Raw genomic sequence first — 25,316 nt, forward strand, 5'->3', positions numbered from 1 at the left:
ATAATTCAATAGTTGATTAAATGTATAATTTATTCAACTGCTACCTTCATTATATCTACTTAGAAAACAAACCTCATCCCCCCCTTTTTCTCCGCCTGCTTGTATTTCTTAATCTCCATTGAAAGATACTTCATTTGTTGAGCAAACATGAAATTACGGATAGGGCATAAGTCCGGTTCTTCATCATCTTGAGGACATGATGCTTCCAATGCCTGATAATATTCCAGTTTATCCTCTTTGAATATAGTGGCTAGAGGGAGTTGATGATAAGAGAGAATATAATTCATCAATAAGCGTGAAATTCTTCCGTTTCCATCGGCAAACGGATGGATGCTGACTAAATAAAAATGGGCGTCGAAAGCTAACTGATAGATAGAGTCGAGTGTCTGAACTTGTTTGATACGCTGATTTAGTATTTCGCATAGACGGGTTACTTCACGTTCTACTTTTTGATAGTTTACGAAGTAACGGTCGCCTACATGTACAGAAGATTTGCGCCAGTCTCCTTTAGAAGAATCATAATCTCCTGCGCTGGAATGAATTATACTTCCTGTTGTACGCATTACGTGAACTGAAATATCCTGTATAAAAACAGGAGTAATTTCACGTTTCTTTTTAGCCTCTTCCACTATAAAACGCAAAGCTTCAAAATGATCCTTTACCATATTATAATCATACAGCGGTTTTCCCTTGGCGGTGATACCGTCTACAATCAACAGGCGGCATTCTTCTTCGGTGAGTGAAGAGCCTTTTATTGCTGTGGAGTGATGGGAAATGAAGATTTCATTCCATTCTGCACGGAAATGAATGAGAATTTGTTTTCAATTACTGATTCTCATAAGTATAACATGAACTTTAAACTCATAAATTCCACCAGTTTCACCTTATATCTGAAACATCGATGAATAAGGAGATAGCGGGTGAAAGCGTAGAAGAAATCAAGGTGAAATCTCCCGTTATTGCTTTCACCTTTCAAATTTGTTTATACCGGTTGCTGGGCATATAGAGCCACCGTACTGAATATATAGATTCAATATGGTAAGTATATAGATACAATGTGTTGAATATATAGATACACCAACTCAAGCATTAGTGGCTGAAAATTAAGGTGTTAATACCTTGTGCTCAGGCTGTTAATACCTGATGGATTATCTATTAATACCTGACAACAGATTTGCTATAAGCATATTTTTATTAGCTATAATCATATCCGGATTAGCTATAATGATATTGTTTTTAGCTCAAGGGATATTTTTGAAAAACAAGGTGAAACCGATAATGTCCAGTTTTACCTGAATTTGCCACTTGCTTTCACCCGCTATCTCTTTATTCATCGGCATTTCGAGAATCAGGTGAAATCGATGAATAGTAATGGTCTTATAGTGGCATTTATGATACTTTATCTCAAAAAGTAGTGAAAAGTAATCAAAAACAATAGCCTGAAAGCGGACTTCTTTGCTTTCAGGCTATCGCTTTCAGCCAGAATCCCGATAATTAGCTACTTTCAGAAAGAAACTGAAGGCTGAAACCGGGATGGCGACAATTTTATAGAGAAAGGATTATTGCTCTTTAGAGAAAGAATAAGGCATATCCTCTTCTTTCGTTCCTCTGTTCTTATTCGGTTGGTTACCCATATCCACTTTGATAGTGCCACCTTTGAATAAGTCTTCGTGACGGAGATAATTCTTGGTATAATCAGTACCATTAACATTCAGCGAGTTGACATAGAAATTCTTTTTGCTGTTGTTCGGAGCATCAATCACTAAACTGTTTCCATTCTCGAAGTGGAGCGTAGCTTTCTTGAATAACGGGGCACCTATGATATACTCGTCCGTTCCCGGGCAAACAGGGTAGAATCCCAGTGCCGAAAATACATACCAGGCGGAAGTCTGCCCGTTGTCTTCATCGCCGCAATAACCGTCCGGGCCCGGAGTGTACATTCTGTCCATAACCTGGCGCAGCCAGTATTGGGCTTTCCAGGGCTGACCGGCATAGTCATATAAGTAAATCATGTGCTGGATAGGCTGGTTGCCATGCGCATAGTTTCCCATGTTCATAACAGTCATTTCACGTATTTCGTGAATCACCTGTCCGTAGTAGCTGTCGTCAAAGACAGGCGGTACGGCAAATACGGAGTCCATCATTGTGATAAACATGTCTTTTCCACCCATCAGGTCGATAAGTCCCTGAGGGTCGTGGAATACAGACCAAGTGTAGTGCCAGCTATTTCCTTCCGTGAAAGCGTCACCCCATTTCAACGGAGAAAATGGAGACTGGAATGTACCGTCTTCGTTGCGTCCGCGCATCAGTTTGGATTCTTTGTCGAAAAGATTCTTGTAGTTCATGGCACGTTTGGCGAAGAGGTTAATCTCTTTCTTCGGACGTTTAAGTTCCTTTGCCAGTTGGTAGATACACCAGTCATTGTATGCATATTCCAACGTGCGTGCGGCGTTCTCATTGATTTTTACATCATAAGGCACGTAACCCAGTTTATTGTAATATTCATATCCCAAACGTCCTGTTGATGATACTTGTGGATGTACATTCTCCGTTCCGTGAATCAGCCCTTCATACAATGTTTTTATATCGTCCACTTTCACTCCTTTCATGTAAGCATCCACTAAGACAGAAGCAGAGTTGTTACCAACCATACAGCCTCTGTGCCCCGGACTTGCCCATTCCGGGAAGAAACCGCTCTCTTTATATGTATTGATCAGACCTTCCTGCATTTCCTTGTTGACTGACGGGTACATTAGGTTCAATAACGGGAATAGGCAACGGAAAGTATCCCAAAAGCCTGTGTCAGTATACATATACCCCGGTAATACTTGCCCGTTATAAGGACTGTAATGAACAGGTTGTCCGGCAGCATCCAGTTCGTAGAATTTGCGTGGGAAGAGCAATGAACGATATAAACAAGAATAGAATGTGCGATATTGATCGAGATTGCCTCCTTCTACTTCTATTTTGCCTAACACTTGGTTCCACACTTCTTTTCCTTTCTTGGCTAGCTGTTCAATATTATCTTTGCCCAACTCTTTCATATTCAAAGCTACCTGTTCAAAATTGATGAAAGAAGAAGCAATTCTTGCATGTACTTGTTCGCCCTTATGTGTTTGGAAACCAATAATGGCTCCGGCATGATCTGTTGTCTGTTCGGTAACATTTTCCTGCAGATTGCCATTGGCTACCGTAGCTTTATATGTGAAAGGCTTGTCGAATTCAATAATAAAGTAATTTTTAAAGTTTTCGGGAACTCCACCGCTGTTGCGAGTCGTGTAACCGATAATCTTGTTTTCTTCCGGAATAACCTTAATATACGATCCCTTATCGAAGGCATCCACTACAACATACGAATGATCGTTTTCCGGAAAAGTGAAACGGAAAAGAACGGCACGCTCGGTTGGAGCCATTTCTGTCACTACATCATGCTCTGCAAGATATACTTTATAATAATAAGGAGTGGCAGTTTCTCCTTTGTGGGCAAACCAACTGGCACGCTTCTCTTCATTGAATTCCGGTTTGCCTACTACAGGCATAATAGAGAATTGTCCGTAATCATTAATCCACGGACTGGGTTGATGTGTTTGTTTAAATCCACGAATCTTATTAGCTGTATAAGTGTATTGCCATCCGTCTCCCATCTTTCCTGTCTGTGGAGTCCAGAAATTCATCCCCCACGGACGGGCAATGGCTGGATAAGTATTACCAGTTGATAACTCGAAACTAGATTGAGAACCCATAAGCGGATTGACATACTGCGTCCAGTCTTTGGCTTTTGCAAAGACGATACAACTTAATGCGCATACTAATAGGAGATACTTTTTCATGGTCTTATTTATTATTTATGGCTCAATCGAATCAGAAATCGATTGAGCCAATTTATTTTTCAAGGTTTTGTTTTTTTTATTCAATTTGAACAGCTAGTACCAACTCATTCCTCTTCTTTGGAGGAGAGAGCCGGAGAGAGGACTCCCCATTTCGTAGGATGATCGGTCATCTTGATTTCCATCATTCCTCCATTCGCAATATCCTGATGGTTAAAGAATGGAATGTTTAGAGCTTTACCGTTCAGCAATACACTTTCAATGTATTTATTCTTTTTTCCATTATTCTTGACTACAATACTGAAAGTCTTTCCTTCAGGCAGATTGATAACTGCTTTGTCGAAGGCAGGACGTCCGATGGAATATACCGGCTTGCCGGGACATACCTGATAGAATCCCATAGAGTTGAGTATATACCAGGCAGACATCTGACCGCAGTCCTCATTGCCCGAAAGACCGTCTATACTGTTGGTATACTGGCTCCGGTAAACGCTATCCACCAACTCTTGAGTCCTCCAAGGATGGTTAACGTAGTTATATAGATGGATCACATGGTGACTTGGTTCGTTTCCATGTGCATATTGCCCGATCAGTCCGCTGATATCTGATGAGGTTGTCTCACCTTCAAGTGATGAATCGGCCGAGAATAAGGAATCGAGTTTCTGGACAAAAGCATCTTCTCCACCCATCAGATTGACTAATCCTTCTACATCATGCGGCACAAACCAAGTCCATTGCCAAGCTGTTCCTTCACAATAATCATCGCTGCGGTGAGTAGATGCACGCGGATTGAATGGAGTACGCCATTCACCTTTTGAATCTAATCCACGCATGAAGCGGATTGATTTGTCGAAATAGAATTCGTAAGCCTTGGCGAAGCGTTCATACTTTGCTTTGGATTCAAAATCACTCATCGCTTCTGCAAAGATAGAGATACACCAGTCATCATACGCATATTCTAACGCTTTGGCCACTGATTCGTTTTCGCGGTCACAAGGGATATATCCGATGGCATTCTTATAATATTTTGCTTTAGGCATGAGATGAGGCAATACCAAATCCGGACATTTGATGCCGGTAGTGTCATATTCGGCGGCACGCAGGCAGGCTTTATAAGCCTCTTTGGCATCAAAATTGCGATACCCTTTCATGTAGGCATCCACGATGACCGGAACAGCATGATAACCAATCATAGTGCCGGTGTAATTGGAAGCCAAGTCCCACATGGGGTATATTCCACCTTCCTGATGCTTTTTAATTAACGAATTGATAAAGTGATTATTCAGATCAGGATCAATGATAGTCATTAGCGGATGTAGCGCACGGAAAGTATCCCATAAAGAAAAAACAGTGTATATCGGATTAAGGGTGTCTCCTTGATGCACTTCAAGATCCATTCCTAAATAACGTCCGTCTGCATCAGTGAACAGATTTGGACTGATTCCCGTATGATAGAGGGCCGTGTAGAAGATGGCTTTATCTTCTTTATCGGAAGTTGTAATATCAATTTTGGAAAGATATTCATTCCATGCCGTACGTGCGTCTTTACGTACTTTCTCGAAATCCCATCCGGGAATTTCTGATTCAACGTTCTTCCGTGCACCGGCAATATCGACAGCGGACACACCTACTTTAACAAGAACCTGCTCGTCTTTACTGGTGTTGAAATGCAATAATGCTTTGCAGACAGGAAGCCGTTTGCCATTGTCCATGGTGATAGAATCCGTAACGAGCGTATAAGAGAATGGTTTGGAAAATTTAGCGTAGAAGTTGATATATTGGTCGAAAGCCCAATAAGTTGTTTTCTTATGTCCACAGATTTCCGTATCGCTTATTACTTCTATTTCCATCTCGGAGTTAGTCTGTCGTTGCAGGCTGTAATCTAGGTCGATGATAAACCCGGATTCGGCGTTTTCGGGAAAAGTATAGCGATGGATTGCTCCTCGTTTGGTGGATGAAATTTCAGCTTTCACCTGGTAAGTATCAAGAAAGACAGAATAATATCCTGGTTCTGCGATTTCATTCTTATGTGAGAAAGAGGAAGCGTATGCTAGGCGTTGGCTTTGGGGATCGGTTGTACGATATTGTTGTTTACCCACAGTTGGCATGAGCAAGACATCTCCATAGTCGCAACAACCTGTACCGCTGACGTGTGTGTGTGAGAAGCCATTGATGGTAGAGTCGGCATAATAATAACCGGAACAGGCATCCCAACCATCGATCCGGGTGTCCGGACTGGGCTGAATCATCCCGTGGGGAACTACCGCTCCGGGGAAGGTATGACCATGTCCACCGGTACCGATGAAAGGGTTGACGTAAGCACTATAGTCTTTTACATTAGTGGGGGCTGTGCAGGAGCTAAGTGTGAATAAACCTCCTAAACATTCTACTATTAGGAATGTTTTTAATTTCATGGTATTAATAGCTTTTAAGTTTTATCCGGTTCATCTTTTACTTCTTATTTGGGAGAAATGAAGATATTGTTTCCGACAATTTTATAATCAATAGGTATAGAGTTTTGCAATGATTTTAACACTGACTCGATATTCGATTTCCTTTTCAGTACACCGGAGTAAGTTTTACCCGTCTGAATGTCAGGAGACAGAATGATTTTCACATCATAGAAACGCTCCAGCGCTTTGGTGATGGTGAAGATATCTGCTTTTTGGAATGGAATCAGATTATCGTGCCAAACAGCATCCAACTTGGCATCCACTTGTTTCACGGTCAATCGTCCATTATTTTTGTTCAGTTCCGCACGTTGCCCCGGAGTGAGGATAATCTGCCCCTCTTCCTTATTGCCTTTTACTTCAATCTCACCTTCAATAAGTGTCGCCTCTGCTATTCGGCAACGTTTATTGGATTTTAAATTGAACGTAGTTCCCAATACGCGTACGCGTATTGCATCACTTTGAACGGTGAATGGCTTATGGCGGTTTCTGGTGACCTCAAAATAAGCTTCTCCTTCCAGGTAGACATTGCGTTCCTTTTCGGAGAACTCACGTGGATATTTCAAGGTTGCTGCATTGTTCAGCCAAACCTTGCTGCCATCCGGTAAGACTACCTCCTTAACAATGCCTTCGCTGGCTACTGCAACCATCATTTGTTGATTGTTTCCGCTTTGATAGAACCAATATCCGACTCCACCACCCATGACCAACATTACAGCAATCACTGCGGCATATTTCATCCAGCGATGCATGCTTAGTATTTTGCTCTGTTTACCTTTCTCTTCGTCCAGCTTTTTATAGAGTTGTTTTTCCGCACGAAGTATCCGTTGTTCATCAGTGTACTGGTCGAATTTACCCAAATGATAGATTTCTTCCATACGAAAGAGCTGGCGGGCATTTTCTTCCGATTCCTTCATCCAGGCATTAACCTCGATAAGCTCTTCTTCAGAACACTGTCCTGTCAGATATCTGTTTATTATTTCTTCACTCAGATTACTCATTTTCTTTTCCTTCATATTAGTAATACAATTCAAAACGCAAAAACACTTATTATAATCGCCATAAAAATAAGAAAAGAATCGTCCAAAGAGGATCAAGTCGGCCACGCAAGTATTTTAAAGCCTTATACATATGGGCTTCCACCGTGCGGAGTGAAACTCCGAGAATATCGGCTATTTCCTTGTTTTTCATATCATGCAGATAGCTAAGTTTGAAAACCTCTTTGCATTTGTCAGGGAGTTCATTAATTGCATCATGAATTTCCTTGCGGAGTTCCTTGTCTTCGATCCTCCGAATCACTTCGTTGTTGTCCGGTTGATAGAATTCTGCGCGTCTTTGGTTGATTTCTTCCATGGCAACACAATAACCTTCTTCCACACTGCGGTGTTTCAAGACGTTAAGGGCACGGGTGTAAACGGCACGATAGAGAAAGGCCTGGATTTGGTCGCCTATCTCTATGTGGTCTTTCCGCTTCCATAATTCTACAAATACGTCCTGCACTACATCCTCTGCTTCTTCTTCTCCCACCAGACGGGTAGCATAGAAAATCAGGCTGGGGTAGTACCGGCGAAATAGTGCTTTATAGGTTATATCGAAGTTTTCGTTCATTCTCTCAATTGGTTGTTCAGGTTTGGCTTATGGGTTATTTTCTTCGAATATGACTCCAATTGCTTTAGGGGTGTTACTCATTTCGAATTCGACAGTTGCTCCACTCATGATTTGCTCGTGAGTAAGATACGTTTTGTCATACGGTTCTCCATCTATTTTGATGGATTGGATATAGATATTTTCTTTGTTCACTTTGGGGGCCAGTACGGTGAAAGTTTTTCCATTCGCCAGATGTAATTGCATTTCCGGGAATAGGGGAGTACCTATCTCGTATTTTCCACTGACGGGATTGACGGGGTAGAATCCCATCGCACTGAATACATACCATGCTGACATCTGTCCGCAATCTTCGTTGCCACAAAGACCGGCTGGTTCGTTTTTGTAGAGCTCGTTCATCACTTTGGCCACATATTCTTGTGTGCGATTTTCGTGTCCTATAGCATTGAACAGATAAATAACATGATGGCTCGGTTCATTGCCATGCGCATATTGTCCTATCATGCCCGTGCTGAAGATAGGTAGTTCGTCATCTGCTGCTGGATGATAGGTGAACATACTGTCCAGTTTTTCGGCAAATCGGTTTTTACCTCCTACAAGGTCGATCAGTCCGTTAATGTCATGCTGAACAGACCAAAAGTATTGCCATCCGTTACTTTCGCAAATGTGTGGTGTATAGTCATCGGCTTTGAAGTCCTTGATAAAGGTGCCTTTGTCGTCACGTGGCTGCATGAAAGAAGTGGCGGGGTTATAAACATTCTTGTAATTTTGAGAACGTTTATAAAATTCGTCCGCAATGTCTTGTTTGCCCATCTTCTTCGCCATTTCGGCAATGCAATAGTCATCGAAAGCGTATTCCAGTGTTTTGGATAACGACCAGTTTTCTGCGTTGTAGTGGTCTGTTACGTTGTAAGGTATGTATCCTAATTCTTTGTAGAGTCCGATGCCGCGGTAATTATCCAGATTAGCCGTTGCTATGCAAGCATCCAAGGCTTTCTTTGCGTCGAAGTCGCCGATTCCTTTCAGATAGGCGTCTACAATAACAGGAACAGCATGATAACCGATCATCATGTCTGTTTCACTTCCGTAGAAGTTCCACACTGGCAGACGGCCATTCTGTTCGTAGAAGGCGATGAAGGATTTCACCATGTCGTTGACACGCTCGGGTTCGGTATAAGTAAAGAGCGGGTGGGCGGCACGGTATGTATCCCATAAGGAGAAAGTGCTATAATTAATCCAGCCGTCGGCTTGGTGTACTTTCTTATCGGGACCGTAGTAAGCTCCGTCTACATCACTGTAAATAGTTGGAGCAATCATTGAGTGATAGAGAGCGGTGTAGAAGTTCACTTTATCGTTCTCATTATCACCTTTTATTTCAATCTTTCCGAGCTGGCGGTTCCAGTTTGCTTTTGTTTCCGCCAAGTATTTGTCGAAGTTATTTTCGGGGACTTCAGCTTGCAGGTTTTTGGCTGCTCCTTCCATGCTGACACCGGAAATGGCAGTGTTTACCAATATCTGTTCATCCTTTTGGGTGTTGAAATCGAAGCGGGCGATAACAGCTGTGCCGATACGTTTATTGTCTTTGATGATGGCAGTTGTGTCCAGTTCCATTTTCTCAAAAGGCTTGGAGAATCGGGTGCGGAAATAGATGTGTTGATCGCGTGCCCAGCCGTCGGAGAAACGGTAACCTTGAATGGTGACGGAGTCTACGACTTCGATATGAGAATCGTTGGTAAAATCCCAGTTCATGGCTTTCTTCAGATTTAAGAAGATAGCAGATTGGGCTTCCGGAAACGTATAACGTTGGATACCACAACGCTCGGTGGCAGTCAGTTCGACGTTGATGTTATAATCAGTCAGGCGTACTTGATAATAACCGGCATGAGCACTTTCATCTTTGTGGGAGAATTTAGAATGGATGCCAAGCGGTGCTTCCGCTTCTTTGTAGGGAAGAGTGACAGGCATGAAAGAGATGTCATACAAATCTCCCGCTCCAGTGCCGGAAAGATGCGTGTGGCTGAAACCGGCAATCGTACTATCCGGATAGAAATAACCAGAGATACGGTCCCATCCGGGGAGTCCGTTGTCCGGGCTAAGTTGCACCATGCCGAAAGGAGCTTGGGCACCAGGATAAGTGTTTCCAGTGAAGTCTGTTCCGATAAATGGATTTACATAAGATGTGTAATCTATTTCGTGTTTCTCTTGCGTAGGGGTACAAGAAATGAGCATGCAGGTTAACAGCAGGCATAGATAAGCAGGTGTTCTCATCATTCTTTAGGTATTAGTGATTACTTATTTTATTTATTTGAAGGATAAGAAAAATAATTAATCTGGTCACAAAGGTAGAAAAAAACTGTGACAAGCCTAAATTATAAGCTAATATTTTTAGAAAGAGACAAATAGACTTCTATTTTTTACCGGGTTTGTTGGTTTTGGGGGGAGGGTAGGAAATATCCTTCCCCGATGCTTTTATAGGGGATTCAAAAGGGGATTCAAGCCGAAATTGTTGTTGGTGAATTCCCTTCTGTAAAATAGTGACGCTATCCGATGCAAATAGTGACGCTATATGCCAGCGATACCGTCACTATCCTGTGCATATACCGTCACTATTTTTTTTCTACATTAATAGGGAGTTTCTTATGTATTTATTCAGACGCGTCTAATTTTAAGTCTTTACGTAAAAGAGGTTGTCTATAAGTCTCTTTTTAACGATTTCACCCCTATCAGAACAAACTCTGACAGGGGTGATTTCTTTTTTTCGGGGCCTGTTAGACAGCCTCTTTTATTTATTCTTAGATTCCTGCCAGCTCCAGTACTTTTTCAACTGCTGCCGGTAGTCCATCAGCATTTTTGCCTCCTGCAGTAGCGAAGTGAGGTTGGCCACCGCCGCCACCTTGAATCAGTTTGGCAGCCTCTTTTACCAGATTACCAGCTTTCAGACCACCAGCAACCAAATTATCGCTAAGCATTACTGTCAGCATCGGTTTGCCATTGTCTGTACTTCCGGCTACGAAGAACAAGTTTTCTGTGATTTCACCCCGAAGTTGGAAAGCGATATTCTTCACTACTTCTGCCGGTAGTGGGGCACAGAACTTGATTACTTTGATACCGTGGATCTCTTGTACATTTTTCAGTAGTCTTTCCTTCAAAGCTGCTTCTTTCTCTTTCATGAAGTCTTCTACCTGCTTTTTCAATCCTGCATTTTCATCCAGATATTTACGGATTGCAATTCTCAAGTCAGGAGCATTGTTAAAGAGAGCCTTCAAGTCGCTAAGTGTATCTTGTATCGTATCCAGCATTTCTTCCACGCGTGCTCCGGTATAAGCTTCAATACGGCGAACGCCGGCAGCAACAGAACTTTCGGAGATGATTTTCACCATACCGATATTTCCGGTTGCAGCTACGTGTGTACCACCGCAGAACTCGATAGAAGTACCGAACTGGATCACACGAACTCTGTCGCCATACTTTTCACCAAAGAGAGCGATAGCTCCCAACTCCTTAGCTTCCTCGATAGGAATATTGCGATATTCTTTCAATGGGATATTAGCGCGGATTCTTGCATTGACGATATGTTCAACTTTACGGATTTCTTCATCGGTCACTTTCTGGAAGTGAGAGAAGTCGAAACGCAATGAATCCGGTGTAACCAATGAACCTTTCTGTTCGATGTGTTCACCCAATACTTCACGTAAAGCAGCATCCAGCAAGTGAGTCGCCGAGTGATTAGCTGCGCAGGCAGCGCGTTTGTCAGTATCTACACAAGCCATCATCGGAGCTTCCGGATGTTCGGGTAACTTTTTGGTAATATGTATCGGAAGATTATTCTCTTTCTTTGTGTCGACCACTTCAATCGTCTCGAACTCGCTCACCAATACACCTGTATCACCTACCTGACCACCACTTTCTGCATAGAACGGAGTATAGTCGAGTACAATCTGATACAATGTCTGGTTCTTTTGTTTGATCTGACGGTAACGAAGGATAGAAGCCTCGTATTCAGTGTAATCGTAACCAACGAATTCAGTAGTTCCTTCTTTCAGTACAATCCAGTCACCAGTTTCGATGGCGGCAGCATTACGTGCACGCTGTTTCTGTTGCTGCATTTCTTCATTGAACTCTTCAATGTTGACAGTCATTCCGTTTTCACGGAGAATCAGCTCTGTCAAGTCGAGCGGGAAACCGAATGTATCATACAAAGTAAAGGCATCTTTACCGCTGATTTCAGTTTTTCCATTGGCTTTGGTATCTTCCATTGTCTTATCCAATAAACGGATACCAGTTTCTAAAGTGCGGAGGAATGATTCTTCTTCTTCCTTGATTACTTTTTCAATCAGTGTCTTTTGTGCAACTAGTTCAGGATAAGCCTCTCCCATGTTATCAATCAATACAGGAAGCAACTTATACATAAATGCCTGTTTCTGTCCGAGGAAAGTATATCCGTAACGAACAGCACGGCGAAGGATACGGCGGATCACATAACCTGCCTTTGCATTAGACGGCAACTGGCCATCTGTGATTGAGAATGCAATGGTACGGATATGGTCGGCAATCACACGCATAGCAATATCTTGTTGCTTGTCTTTTCCATATTCTGTACCCGACATTGCTGCAATAGCTTTCAACATTGGCTGGAATACGTCTGTGTCGTAGTTGGATGTTTTGCCTTGCAGAGCCATACAAAGACGTTCGAATCCCATACCGGTATCAATAACCTTGGCAGGAAGCGGCTCAAGACTGCCGTCTGCTTTGCGGTTGTATTGCATGAACACGAGGTTCCAGATTTCAATTACCTGCGGGTGATCGTGGTTCACGAGGTCGCGACCGGAGATCTTGGCACGTTCTTCAGCAGGACGGAGGTCGATATGGATTTCGGAACAAGGTCCGCAAGGTCCTGTATCACCCATTTCCCAGAAGTTGTCGTGTTTGTTACCGTTGATGATGTGATCTTTCGGCAAGAACTGTTCCCAATAGGAAGCAGCTTCGTCGTCACGGCTCAATCCTTCTTCAGGACTTCCTTCAAATACGGTTGCATAGAGATGTTCCGGATTCAGTTTCAAGACTTCTACCAGATATTCCCATGCCCAGCTGATCGCTTCTTTCTTGAAGTAATCGCCGAACGACCAGTTACCAAGCATTTCAAACATGGTGTGGTGGTACGTATCGTGTCCTACTTCTTCCAGGTCATTATGCTTTCCGCTTACACGCAAACATTTTTGCGAGTCCGCGACTCTTTGGTATTTCGCCGGATGGTTACCCAAAATAATATCTTTAAACTGGTTCATACCCGCGTTCGTAAACATCAGGGTAGGGTCATCTTTAATCACCATCGGAGCCGAGGGAACGATGTGGTGTCCTTTCGACTCAAAGAAATTCTTGAATGAATCTCTGATCTCTTTTGCAGTCAACATATAATGAAGAATTATGATTTATGAATTATGAATTATGGGCTGTGGGATATGAGAGAGGGGAGGAATCCCCAATAAATCATAAATCACAACTCATAAATTCGTAAAAACTGTGCAAAGATAGCTTGTTTTTATTACTTTTGCCGTATTAACAAGCGAAATATTTCCAAAAAGATGCGCAAAGTATACTACATCTATAATCCACAGACCCAGACTTATGATCGAATTTACCCTACTGTACGGCAGCGTGCGCTTAGTATCCTGCGTCGGCTTTTCTATGGAATGGGGTTGGGAGCAGGTTGCTTTATTGTATTGCTTTTGATTTTTGGTTCTCCGTCGGAGAAGGAATTAAGAATTGAAAACAGCCGTCTTTTGGCGCAGTACAATGTGCTTTCCCGGCGTTTGGACGACGCTATGGGGGTGCTTCAGGATATTCAGCAACGTGACGATAATCTGTATCGGGTGATTTTACAGGCAGATCCTGTTTCTCCGGCTATTCGTCAGGCAGGTTATGGCGGGACGAACCGTTACGAAGAACTGATGGATTTGGCGAATGCCAAGCTGGTGGTGAATACGACTCAAAAGTTGGACGTGCTTTCCAAAAGGCTTTATATCCAGTCGAAATCTTTCGATGATGTGATTGATATGTGTAAGAACCACGATGAGATGCTGAAATGTATTCCGGCCATACAGCCTATTTCGAATAAAGATCTTCGTCAGACAGCATCCGGTTATGGTACACGTATTGACCCTATTTATGGTACGACAAAGTTCCATGCAGGCATGGACTTCTCTGCTCATCCGGGAACGGATGTTTATGCTACCGGAAACGGAACAGTGGTGAAAGTGGGATGGGAAACCGGATACGGTAATACTATTGAGATAGATCATGGTTTCGGGTATCTTACTCGGTATGCTCACTTGCAGGGATTTAATACGAAAGTCGGAAAGAAAGTGGTACGTGGTGAGATTATCGGAAAAGTGGGTAGTACAGGAAAAAGTACCGGCCCGCATTTGCATTATGAAGTGTACGTGAAAGGGCAGGTAGTAAATCCGGTCAATTATTATTTCATGGATTTGAGTGCCGAAGATTATGAAAAGATGATTCAGTTGGCAGCCAATCATGGTAAAGTATTTGATTAAAATCTTAAAACAGGAGTGTTATGCTTAATACAGACAAAGAATTGAAGCTATATTATTCAATAGGAGAAGTTGCCGATATGTTCGGAGTCAATCCGTCATTGCTCCGTTTTTGGGAAAAGGAATTTCCGCAAATCTCTCCTAAGACAGCGGGAAGAGGAATACGTCAGTACCGCAAAGAAGATGTAGAAACGATCGGACTTATCTACCATTTGGTAAAAGAAAAAGGCATGACACTTCCCGGTGCCCGGCAACGTTTGAAGGATAATAAAGAAGCTACGGTTCGTAATTATGAGATTGTAAATAAGCTGAAAGCGATAAAAGAAGAGCTTTTGGCTATTAAACGCGAATTGGATGGACGGGAATAAATGCTAATCGATAATGGATTCGATAGCCAAGAAACCTCATAACAAAATGAACGGTGAACAATTTGCATGATACTGCAACTTATTCACCGTTCATCGTTTTCTTATTTACCGTTTGAAAGCTATTCTTCTACGCGGCTCACCTGTTTGATATTCTGTATTTTCTTCAGATTGTTACAGATGGTTTTCACATCATCCACGTCATGTACCCATAACTGAATTTTTCCTTCAAAGATACCATCTTCGGTTTCGATGGTCAGCTTACGGATATTTACATTGAGCTGTCTGGAGATAACCTGGGTGACTTCATTCAAAAGTCCCATGCTGTCTATACCTTTTATATATATATATACCAGGAAAGATAGTTCTTTGTGTGTATCCCATTCTGTTGCTAATATACGGTTGCCATAACTGCTCTTCAGTTTGGCGGCAACAGGACATTGGCGTTTGTGGATAATGATCCGGTCGTTTTCATCCACATATCCCAATACGTCATCACCGGGAATAGGATGGCAACATTCGGCCATGATATATTTCTTCTGCAAACTTTCTTCTGTCAGCTTGAGCACTTGCTTCGGATTGATCTTTTCTTTTTCTTGCGGCTCTTTTTCTTCCTGCTTCTCTTTATTGTTGCCGAAAGAGAAAGTCAGATATTTCTTCCAGTTACTGGTTTGCTTTTCTTTCAGTTCATTCTTATCCGCTTCTCCCAAGACGATTGCTTTGCTGCCAATGGCGGCCAGCAGTTCTTCTTCATTCTTGGCATTATGCAGTTTGCGCAGCTTCTCAATAACGGTTTCTTCAGGGCGGATTTCCTCTTTTTTCAAAAACTCGTTAAGGATTTCTTCACCTATCTTCTGGTTTGCTTTACGCTCTTTGCGGAGGATGGCTGCTATCTTGGCACGGGCACGGGCAGTGGTTGCAAAAACTTCCCATTGCGGTTGCACACGTTGCGATTTTGAAGTCAGGATCTCAACTTGGTCACCACTTTGCAATTTATGGCTTAACGGAACTAATTTGTGGTTGACTTTGGCACCAATACAATGGCTGCCAATATCCGTATGCAGGGAAAACGCGAAGTCGAGAGCCGTAGAATTCTGCGGCATAGTCTTCAGCTCACCTTTGGGGGTGAATACGAATATTTCAGAAGCAAATAAATTAAGTTTGATGGTATCCAGAAAATCAATGGCATCCGGTTGCGGATCATCCAATATCTCCTTAATGGTTTTCAACCATTTTTCCAACTCTCCTTCATCTTCGCTGCCTCCTCCTTCTTTGTATTTCCAGTGAGCGGCGAAACCTTGTTCGGCAACGTCATTCATTCGTTCACTACGAATCTGGACTTCAATCCATTGTCCGTTATTACCCATCAGGGTGACATGCAATGCCTGATAACCATTTGCTTTAGGATGGCTCACCCAGTCGCGCAGACGGTCCGGATGAGGCTTGTATATCTTGGAGATGGAAACGTAAATGTCGAAACAGTCGTTGAGTTCTTCTTCTATGTTACGTGGCTCGAAGATGATACGGACAGCTAGTAGATCAAATATTTCTTCAAAAGGAACATGCTTGGTCTGCATTTTGTTCCAGATAGAATAGATTGATTTTACGCGGGCAAGTATCCGGTATTTTAATCCCATCTTATCCAACTGTGTACGGATAGGAGCAGTGAAGTCGTTGAAAACTTTGTCGCGTTCGGCAGCTGTGGCATTCAACTTCTCTTCTATTTCCGCATATTCTTCGGGATGTTCATATTTGAAGCTTAGATTCTCAAGCTCTGTTTTTATTTTATAGAGACCCAGGCGGTTGGCGAGTGGCGCATAGATGTAAAGCGTTTCGCCTGCAATCTTATATTGCTTGTTGGGCAACATGGAACCGAGGGTACGCATGTTGTGCAAACGGTCGGCTATCTTGATAAGAATTACCCGGATATCGTTCGACATAGTGAGCAGTAACTTCTTGAAGTTCTCTGCTTGTGCTGAAGCACGGTCACCGAAAATTCCGCCGGATATCTTGGTCAGTCCGTCCACAATTTGGGCAATCTTCGGGCCAAAGATATTTTCAATGTCTTCTACTGTGTAATCAGTGTCTTCTACTACATCATGCAACAAGGCCGCACATATAGAAGTTGAACCCAGGCCGATCTCATTACATACAATACTTGCAACGGCAATCGGGTGCATAATATAAGGTTCGCCCGAACGACGTTTGATACCTTTATGCGCCTGATTGGCGAAGTTGAAAGCCTTCGTAATGATTTCAACCTTTTTGCGATGTTTAGTGTTGAGATAATCATTCAGTAGTTCGTGGAACGCCTGATTGATCATCTCTTCATCACTTATTTCTTTAGGGGGCAGATTATCCATAATTGTTATCCTTTCACTTGCTTAGTTCTGCAAAAATAAGCAAATTTCCGAACGATGCAAGCAGGAAGCTGTTTATTTGTATATTTTCAATCGTTTTCCTGCAGCAATTTTGGTGTTGGACATTCCATTCCACCTTTGTATATCCTTAATTGTGACGCCATACTTTCCGGCGATAGTTGACAAAGTGTCTCCACTTTTTATTGTGTAGTAGGTCGGTTTGCCTTTACCGGCAACAGCTGCTGTCGTTTTGCGGGTTGAGGGGGTAATTTCCTTTACTGCAACGGTTTTTCGGTTGCGGAACAATTCGTCGGCACGATGTGCGTAAATTGTGTCTTGCTTATCTATAAAGGTACTGATAGCATCGATAGGAAGTCTTAAAGTATAAGGCTTGCTGTCACCCGGAATCATGTGCTTCTTATATTGCGGATTCAAGCTCTTGATTTGATCCAAAGGTACGTTGCAAAGATCAGCAATCTGTTCGAAGTGCAGATTTTTGTTCACTTGTACTGTGTCGGTACTTGCCGGGATATTTGTTTCCATCGGACAAATATTATGGTCACAATAGTAAGTCATCACATAATTAGCGGCGATAAAGGCAGGTACGTAACCACGTGTCTCTTTAGGCAGGTAATTATAAATTTTCCAGTAATCCGTTTCGCCATTGGCACGGCGGATTGCCTTGTTGATAGTACCGGGCCCACAGTTATAAGCAGCAATCACAAGATTCCAGTCTCCATAGATATCGTACATTTCTTTGAGATAACGTGCGGCAGCCCAAGTTGCTTTAATCGGGTCGCGTCGTTCATCTACCAGGCTGTTTGATTCCAAACCATAGATCTTACCTGTACCGATCATAAATTGCCACAGACCGGAAGCGCCTGCGCGTGACACGGCAGAGGGGTTTAATGCAGATTCGATAATCGGGAGATATCTAAGTTCCAGTGGAAGTCCGTATGCATCCAATGCTTCTTCAAAAATCGGCATATAGAAGTTGCAGGCACTCAACATGAAAGAAACCTGATTACGCAAGCGTCCTGCATACATATCGATGAATTTGCGGATAATATCATTATAAGGCATTTCCATGATAGCCGGAATGCGTGACAAGCGGTCGATATAGACAGAGTCGCTGAATAAAGGGTTGATTTCAGCTGTACTGCAATCTTTGCCTAAGTCAATATAATTTTTGGCTTTCCAGTCGTTCAACAGACTGTCAAGTGGATATGTCATACTTTTAGGCAGGTCGATGCTTTCTTTGCGTTCAGTTCCATTTTCACGAATCACTACATCTACACTTTGCGCTTTTACCTGCGACGTTGCCACCAGTAAAAGAAAAATAATCGAACAATAGTTAACTAATTTCTTCATGCTTCAATAATAAGATCAATCTAAATTGTGTTTTTAAAATCGTAATACGCATTGCAGACCAACCGACTTGCTTTTTAAACTGCTGGAGCGGAACTGGTTGTTATTGTCGATAACAGCCGGTTCTACTTTCATACTCAAGTCGGGGGTTATATCGAAGTTGGACAACTCTGCATCTACATAAGCGTCGATGATAGAGATCAGGTAAACTCCGATAAAAGCAAATATACTAAGGTCCCGATAACGACGGAACATATCTTTTCTTCGTTTTAGTGTGTTTTTTAGCTGCTCCTCATTATAAGTGGAGTTCGGGGGCAACAAATCTTCGTAACTTTTCGTATTCGGATTGCTGTCCATAATGTCCAGATAGGCTTGCGAATAGTCTTTGTACATCTTACCGTTCCAACTTAAGGCGTAAGCACAACCAGCAAATCCTCCATATATAATAGGTAATTTCCAGTATTTACGGTTGTAAATCTGTCCTCCACCGGGGAATACGACTGCCAACCACGTTGCTTTGGTCGGATTCGGGATAAATATTTTCTTGTTAATATCTTGAGCAGGTGGCGGCACAGTGTCGGTCTTTACAACAATGGAGGCAGGTTGCTCTATCTTTTTCAGCTCTTTCTTGTTGGCTGCATCCAAGCTGTCCGCTATCTGTATTTTAGCAGCTGACAAACTGTCGATGGCCGGAAGTTCTTTGGATGGTATGATTTGGATAGAATCCTTCTTCACCGAGTCCTGTATAATCGGATCACGATGCCTTCGTGCACGGGCTTTCGGCGCTTCGCGCTGTATGATTGTTGTATCTTTCCGTGCCGGAGTAATAGTGGATTGTGCATACACATCAATCCCTGCCACCTGTAAAAAACAGAGAAGCAGGGCGCTGACTAGTAACTGATATTTCTTACTTTTTCTTGTCATTTACTTCTTTAGCGTATCGAAGATTTCCATGATACGTTCCAGTTCCTCCTCGTTCCCGAAAGGAATACTGATCTTGCCTTTTCCCTTTTCAGAGCAGGTGAGTTGTACCTTGGTGTTGAAAAAGCCGGAGAGTTGTTGCTTCAATAAGTTGAATTCTTCAGGAAGTTTGCCACGTTTGGGTGTTATTTTCCGTGTGCCGCTTTTCACAGCTTCTCCTTCGCTTAATGATTTAACAATTTCTTCTACTTTGCGGACTGAATATCCGTGTTCTTGTATTTCTTCGAATATTTTAACTTGTAGTTTAGGGTCGCCTAATGAAATCAGTGCACGGGCATGTCCCATGTCCAACTGCTTGTTTTGCAGGGCCATCTGTATCGGAGCCGGCAATTTCAGTAAGCGCAGGTAGTTGGCGATCGTCGTTCGTTTCTTTCCGATACGTTCGCTAAGACGTTCCTGTGTCAGTTCGTACTGATCGAGCAGATGCTGGTAGGCAAGTGCGATTTCTACGGCATTCAGGTCTTCACGCTGGATATTTTCAATCAGCGCCATTTCCATCATGTTTTCGTCGTCGGCAGTGCGTATATAAGCAGGGATCGTTTTCAGTCCTGCTCTTTGTGACGCACGATAACGACGTTCTCCCGCGATGATCTGATACTCATCGTCCGAGAGTTTGCGTAAGGTAATAGGTTGGATGATACCGATTTCCGCAATGGAATCAGCCAGTTCCTGCAATGCTGTTTCGTCAAACTCACGGCGGGGCTGGTTGGGATTGACAGTAATCTTTGCCAGCTCTATTTCATTAATGGAAGAAGACCCTTCGGTTTTCACATCATCCATTGAGAGCAAGGCGTCGAGACCACGTCCTAATGCATTTCTTTTTTGTGTTGCCATATCTTCTTCTTTCTTTTATTTATTTCGGTTGATAATCTCTTTAGCAAGAGCCAGGTGGTTTTTGGCGCCGGTAGATTCCGCATCGTAAAGGATGGTCGGGACACCGTAGCTGGGAGCCTCGCTCAATTTCACATTTCGTTGAATAACGGTGTTGAACACCAGTTCCTGGAAATGACGTTTCACTTCGTCGTAAATCTGATTAGCCTGACGCAGACGAGAGTCATACATTGTCAGTAAGAAACCTTCGATTTCTAAAGCCGGATTCAGTTTCGACTTGATGATTTTGATGGTATTCAACAATTTGCTGATACCTTCAAGAGCAAAATATTCAGCTTGAACGGGGATAATCACGGAGTCGGCTGCCGTCAGGGCATTGATCGTGATCAGTCCTAATGAAGGCGAACAGTCTATCAGGATATAGTCATATTCTTTCTTCAAAGGTGTGAGTACTTCTTTTAGTATCTTTTCTCGGTTTGGGAGGTTCAGCATTTCAATCTCTGCTCCTACGAGATTGATGTGCGAAGAGATTACTTTCAAAGAATCAATCTCCGTATCAAGGATAGCGTCCTGTACGTTGGCTCTGTCAATAATACATTCATAGATAGTGCATTCCGACTGCTTGATGTCTACTCCCAGACCGGAAGAGGCATTAGCTTGCGGGTCGGCATCTACTACGAGTACCTTTTTTTCCAGTGTAGCAAGTGAAGCTGCGAGATTAATCGTAGTCGTTGTCTTTCCTACACCGCCTTTTTGATTGGCCAAAGCAATAATTTTTCCCATATTCTCTAAATTTATTGGCAGCGAAATAAGTGATAAATCCTTAGAGCGCCTACGAAAAAAGAGAAACTTTGCAATTTCTGTTGATAAGTCGCCTGTTTTGTTAATAACTGTCGGACGAAACGGTTACCAAACTTCGACAGGTTCATCATCTACCTTTCTCTTTATGAGCTTGCAAATATACATATTTATATTGGATATTTATTTCTTTTTTTGCTCGCTTGCAGAAGATTAAGATTTGTAAACGGGTAGGAGTGGGGGTGAAAGAGAGTTTTCGATCTGATGCGGGGAGGTGTTTGGTGGTACGGCTTCTTTTTGTTACTTTTGTGCGAATATAAAAAAAGGAAAGGATTGAATATATGGAAAAAGAGAAGCCGTTGATACTTGTTTCGAATGACGATGGCGTGATGGCTAAAGGTATTAATGAACTGGTGAAGTTTCTTCGCCCTTTGGGTGAGATTATAGTGATGGCACCTGATGCTCCGCGTTCCGGTAGTGGGTGTGCGCTGACGGTGACGCAGCCGGTTCATTACCAGTTAGTAAAGAAGGAAGTGGGCTTGACTGTTTATAAATGTTCGGGAACACCGACCGATTGCATCAAATTGGCAAGAAACACAGTGCTCGACCGGACTCCGGATCTGATAGTCGGCGGTATCAATCATGGAGATAACTCTGCCACTAACGTGCATTATTCCGGTACGATGGGAGTGGTTTTTGAGGGCTGTTTGAATGGAATTCCTTCTATTGGCTTCTCCTTGTGCAATCATGCACCCGATGCTGATTTTGAAGCTGCCGGACCTTATATCCGCAATATCGCTGCCATGATCTTGGAAAAAGGACTTCCTCCTTTAACTTGTCTGAATGTAAACTTCCCCGATACAGCCGATATAAAAGGAGTGAAAATCTGTGAACAGGCGAAAGGACGTTGGACGAATGAATGGGCTGCCTGCCCTCGTCTGAATGATTCTAACTATTTTTGGCTGACCGGTGAATTTACCGATCATGAACCTGAAAACGAGAAGAACGATCATTGGGCTTTGGCAAATGGTTATGTTGCTATCACCCCGACTACGGTTGATGTGACGGCTTATCACTTTATGGACGAACTTAATAAATGGTTTAATTAGTTGAAATTTGAAAGTTGAAAAAGAAAGCATGACGCCCTGTTAGTCATCTATCCCTACCAACTCTCAACTCTCAACTCTCAACTCTCAACTCAATGAAGTATTATCTGATTGTCGGTGAAGCTTCCGGCGACTTGCACGCCTCTCATCTGATGGCTGCCTTAAAGGCAGAAGACCCGCAGGCTGATTTCCGTTTTTTCGGAGGTGACTTGATGGCGGCTGTCGGAGGAACGATGGTAAAGCACTATAAGGAGTTGGCATACATGGGATTTATTCCTGTATTACTCCATCTGCGCACTATCTTTGCAAATATGAAGCGTTGCAAAGAAGACATTGTTTCCTGGGAACCGGACGTTGTTATTCTGGTAGATTATCCGGGATTCAATCTTGATATTGCCAAGTTTGTCCATGCAAAGACACAGATACCGGTTTACTATTATATTTCTCCGAAGATATGGGCGTGGAAAGAATACCGTATCAAGAATATAAAACGAGATGTAGATGAGCTTTTCTCCATCCTTCCTTTTGAAGTGGAATTCTTTGAAGGAAAGCATCAATACCCCATTCACTATGTAGGAAACCCTACCGTGGATGAGGTGGCGGCCTATCAGGCAGCTCATCCGAAAAATAAGGAGCACTTTATTGCAGAGAATCAATTGGAAGATAAGACGATTATCGCTCTTCTTGCCGGTAGCCGGAAACAGGAAATCAAAGATAATCTGCCGGATATGTTGAAGGCTGCTTCCGCTTTTCCTGATTATCAGCTTGTCTTGGCCGGTGCACCTGCCATTGCTCCCGAGTATTATAAACAATATGTAGGAGAAGCGAAAGTGAAAATCATTTTCGATCAGACTTATAGCCTGTTGCAGCATGCAGATGTAGCTTTAGTTACTTCGGGTACAGCTACGCTTGAGACGGCATTGTTTCGTGTTCCTCAAGTGGTTTGTTATTACACTCCGATCGGGAAAGTGGTTTCTTTTTTGCGGCGTCATATCTTAACTGTGAGATTTATTTCGTTGGTTAATTTGATTGCTGACCGTGAAGTGGTAAAGGAACTGGTGGCGGATACGATGACCGTGAAGAATATGCAGAACGAATTGAGAAATATCATTGAAAATGAAGCGTATAGAAATGAGATGCTTTCGGGGTATGAATATGTAGCCGAACGGTTAGGGCCTGCCGGTGCTCCTCGTCATGCAGCTCGTGAAATGCTGCGTTTGTTGAAAAAATAACTTTCTTTTTCTGAATAAACGTAAAGCCGATGCAGTAAATGCACGGCTTTTTTATTTATAAAGCAGAAGACTAAAATAAAGAAAGGAAAAAGATATGAAAAAAATTAAGTGGCTTTTAGGAATCTTATTATTGGCATTAGTGCCAATGTTGCAATCATGTGATGATGATGGTTATTCTATTGGAGATTTCAGCTGGGACTGGGCGACTGTTCGTGCAACCGGTGGAGGAGGTTATTATTTGGAAGGTGATAATTGGGGGGTGATTGATCCGGTTGCTACTTCTATTCCTTGGTTTAAACCGGTGGACGGTGAACGTGTCGTGGCTTTTTTCAATCCTTTGTATGACATGGAAGGAGGAAAAGGAGTTCAGGTGAAGATGGAAGGCATACAGGAACTGTTGACAAAAGAAGTGGAAGATATGTCGACAGAGGAAGAAGCGGAAGAATTCGGAAATGATCCTATTCTGATTTATCAGGGTGATATGTGGTTGGGAGGAAAGTTCTTGAACGTAATTTTCCGCCAGGAGTTGCCTCGTTCGGAGAAACATCGTATCAGTCTTGTGCAAAATAAGATGGAACCGGGAGAGCCGGGCGAACCGTCAGAACCGGGAACATTGAATGTGGATGAAGATGGTTACATACATTTGGAACTGCGTTATAATACGTATGAGGATGTGACTGACTATTGGGGATGGGGACGAGTTTCTTATAATCTGGAAAAGTTCTTCCCTACGCCGAAAGATTCCTGGGTAGCACCCAAAGGGTTTAAGGTGACAATAAACTCAAGAGAACATGGAGAAGGAAGAGTGATTGTTCTTGATCTGGATCATCCGGTCGGTGTACCGGAAGCAGCAAAGGATGTTCATTCCACTTCTTCGATCCGATAACCTAACTATGATTTACTGTGTGTGAAAAAGGTCGGGATACTTCCGTAGAAGTTCCCGACCTTTTGTATTTTGTTTCAGTTCTAATCGATTGAGAAAGAATCCCCGTTAGAACCATGTTAATGCATATAGATAAACGACTGCTGCCGGTATAGCCATCAGAGAACTGTCAAAGCGGTCGAGCATCCCACCGTGTCCCGGAAGAATGGTTCCCGAATCCTTAACGTGCAACTGGCGTTTCAATAACGACTCCGTCAGGTCGCCCCATGTGCCGAATATAACAACCGCCAGTGCCAGTCCTGCCCATTCAATCATTGACATAAATGGGAAGTAGTGAGCGAGTATAAAAGATACTCCGATTGCTACCACTCCGCCGCCGATAGAACCTTCCCATGATTTCTTGGGAGAGATACGTTCAAACAACCGGTGTTTGCCGATCAATGAACCGATGCAATAGGCTCCCGTGTCATTCAGCCAGAGGAAAATAAAGATGGATAGCGGTAGAATAGGATTGTAACTTACGCTACTGTATTCTGATCCCGGATCGTTATGGAATGCCAATACATTCAGCAAAGCAAAAGGCAGTCCGATATAAAGTTGGCTAAGCATAGAATAAGCCCAGTTAAGTACCGGGTTTTCCTTTTTCAGATACAACTCGCTAATCATCATGTAAAGCAATAAAAGCACATACGGGATGAATATCTTCGAATCGGCTGCATCAATGCAGAATCCCATGATTGCAAGGAATAGGTAAGCCCCGCCGAGCATATTAATAGTCTTGTTTATCTTCACTCCTTCTGCGCGCATATTTACCAGCTGTCCGAACTCATAAATAGTCAGTGCGCTGATAGCGGTGAACAGAATACCAAAGCTGAATGCGTCATAAAGGATGCACCCCACCAAGATGGCAACGAAGAGTACACCCGTAATAGCTCGTTTTATGAAATTATTAATCAAAATCT

The 25,316-nt window shown here is 42.8% G+C and carries 18 protein-coding genes; 5 read left to right on the forward strand and 13 right to left on the reverse strand.

Annotated features, from left to right (window positions below):
- Positions 1-59: 59 nt before the first annotated feature.
- From BXY_RS14925 to alaS, 7 genes are all read right to left on the reverse strand, one after another.
- Positions 60-716 (reverse strand): Fic family protein, encoded by a 657-nt coding sequence (locus BXY_RS14925; RefSeq protein WP_009039023.1) that lies wholly within the window; start codon positions 714-716, stop codon positions 60-62.
- Positions 717-1,559: 843 nt separating this feature from the next.
- Positions 1,560-3,830 carry a GH92 family glycosyl hydrolase gene (locus tag BXY_RS14930; RefSeq protein WP_015532343.1) on the reverse strand — a complete coding sequence of 757 codons (2,271 nt, stop codon included), beginning with the start codon at positions 3,828-3,830 and terminating at the stop codon, positions 1,560-1,562.
- 104 nt (positions 3,831-3,934) lie between these two features.
- Positions 3,935-6,241: a GH92 family glycosyl hydrolase gene (locus tag BXY_RS14935; protein WP_009039025.1), complete on the reverse strand. Its 2,307-nt coding sequence runs from the start codon at positions 6,239-6,241 to the stop codon at positions 3,935-3,937.
- Between the two features lie 44 nt (positions 6,242-6,285).
- Positions 6,286-7,293, reverse strand: a complete 1,008-nt coding sequence (locus tag BXY_RS14940) for a FecR family protein (RefSeq protein WP_009039026.1) — start codon at positions 7,291-7,293, stop codon at positions 6,286-6,288.
- A 34-nt stretch (positions 7,294-7,327) separates the two neighbouring features.
- Positions 7,328-7,885, reverse strand: coding sequence for an RNA polymerase sigma-70 factor (locus BXY_RS14945; RefSeq protein ID WP_004310994.1), 558 nt, complete (start codon positions 7,883-7,885; stop codon positions 7,328-7,330).
- Between the two features lie 27 nt (positions 7,886-7,912).
- Positions 7,913-10,150 carry a GH92 family glycosyl hydrolase gene (locus BXY_RS14950; RefSeq protein WP_134993107.1) on the reverse strand — a complete coding sequence of 746 codons (2,238 nt, stop codon included), beginning with the start codon at positions 10,148-10,150 and terminating at the stop codon, positions 7,913-7,915.
- A 524-nt stretch (positions 10,151-10,674) separates the two neighbouring features.
- On the reverse strand, positions 10,675-13,293 hold the full coding sequence (alaS, locus tag BXY_RS14955) for an alanine--tRNA ligase (protein ID WP_004315136.1): 2,619 nt from the start codon (positions 13,291-13,293) through the stop codon (positions 10,675-10,677).
- A 171-nt stretch (positions 13,294-13,464) separates the two neighbouring features.
- Between alaS and BXY_RS14960 the strand changes: the two genes are divergently transcribed.
- The gene (locus BXY_RS14960) at positions 13,465-14,433 is read left to right on the forward strand and encodes a M23 family metallopeptidase (protein WP_004315137.1); all 969 of its coding nucleotides are present in this window, start codon (positions 13,465-13,467) and stop codon (positions 14,431-14,433) included.
- Positions 14,434-14,453: 20 nt separating this feature from the next.
- Complete coding sequence (locus BXY_RS14965) at positions 14,454-14,798, forward strand: MerR family transcriptional regulator (RefSeq protein ID WP_004301384.1); 345 nt, start codon at positions 14,454-14,456, stop codon at positions 14,796-14,798.
- A 119-nt stretch (positions 14,799-14,917) separates the two neighbouring features.
- On the opposite strand, the gene BXY_RS14970 is transcribed toward BXY_RS14965, so the two are convergent.
- The 5 genes from BXY_RS14970 to BXY_RS14990 form a co-directional block, all read right to left on the reverse strand.
- Positions 14,918-17,158: a RelA/SpoT family protein gene (locus BXY_RS14970; protein ID WP_015532345.1), complete on the reverse strand. Its 2,241-nt coding sequence runs from the start codon at positions 17,156-17,158 to the stop codon at positions 14,918-14,920.
- 72 nt (positions 17,159-17,230) lie between these two features.
- On the reverse strand, positions 17,231-18,526 hold the full coding sequence (locus BXY_RS14975; RefSeq protein WP_015532346.1) for a lytic transglycosylase domain-containing protein: 1,296 nt from the start codon (positions 18,524-18,526) through the stop codon (positions 17,231-17,233).
- A 33-nt stretch (positions 18,527-18,559) separates the two neighbouring features.
- Positions 18,560-19,447: a DUF5683 domain-containing protein gene (locus BXY_RS14980; protein WP_015532347.1), complete on the reverse strand. Its 888-nt coding sequence runs from the start codon at positions 19,445-19,447 to the stop codon at positions 18,560-18,562.
- Positions 19,448-20,338 (reverse strand): ParB/RepB/Spo0J family partition protein, encoded by an 891-nt coding sequence (locus tag BXY_RS14985; protein ID WP_004301392.1) that lies wholly within the window; start codon positions 20,336-20,338, stop codon positions 19,448-19,450.
- Between the two features lie 15 nt (positions 20,339-20,353).
- Positions 20,354-21,118, reverse strand: a complete 765-nt coding sequence (locus BXY_RS14990) for a ParA family protein (RefSeq protein ID WP_004301394.1) — start codon at positions 21,116-21,118, stop codon at positions 20,354-20,356.
- A gap of 356 nt (positions 21,119-21,474) precedes the next feature.
- Between BXY_RS14990 and surE the strand changes: the two genes are divergently transcribed.
- From surE to BXY_RS15005, 3 genes are all read left to right on the forward strand, one after another.
- Entirely contained in the window at positions 21,475-22,242 is a 768-nt protein-coding gene (gene surE / locus BXY_RS14995; protein ID WP_008776782.1) for a 5'/3'-nucleotidase SurE, read from the forward strand.
- Positions 22,243-22,334: 92 nt separating this feature from the next.
- Positions 22,335-23,471: a lipid-A-disaccharide synthase gene (lpxB, locus tag BXY_RS15000; protein WP_015532348.1), complete on the forward strand. Its 1,137-nt coding sequence runs from the start codon at positions 22,335-22,337 to the stop codon at positions 23,469-23,471.
- A gap of 94 nt (positions 23,472-23,565) precedes the next feature.
- On the forward strand, positions 23,566-24,357 hold the full coding sequence (locus tag BXY_RS15005) for a NigD1/NigD2 family lipoprotein (RefSeq protein ID WP_004315145.1): 792 nt from the start codon (positions 23,566-23,568) through the stop codon (positions 24,355-24,357).
- Positions 24,358-24,462: 105 nt separating this feature from the next.
- On the opposite strand, the gene BXY_RS15010 is transcribed toward BXY_RS15005, so the two are convergent.
- Positions 24,463-25,311 (reverse strand): phosphatidate cytidylyltransferase, encoded by an 849-nt coding sequence (locus tag BXY_RS15010; RefSeq protein ID WP_009039035.1) that lies wholly within the window; start codon positions 25,309-25,311, stop codon positions 24,463-24,465.
- Between the last annotated feature and the right edge of the window lie 5 nt (positions 25,312-25,316).

Source organism: Bacteroides xylanisolvens XB1A, from assembly GCF_000210075.1.
GTDB lineage: Bacteria > Bacteroidota > Bacteroidia > Bacteroidales > Bacteroidaceae > Bacteroides > Bacteroides xylanisolvens.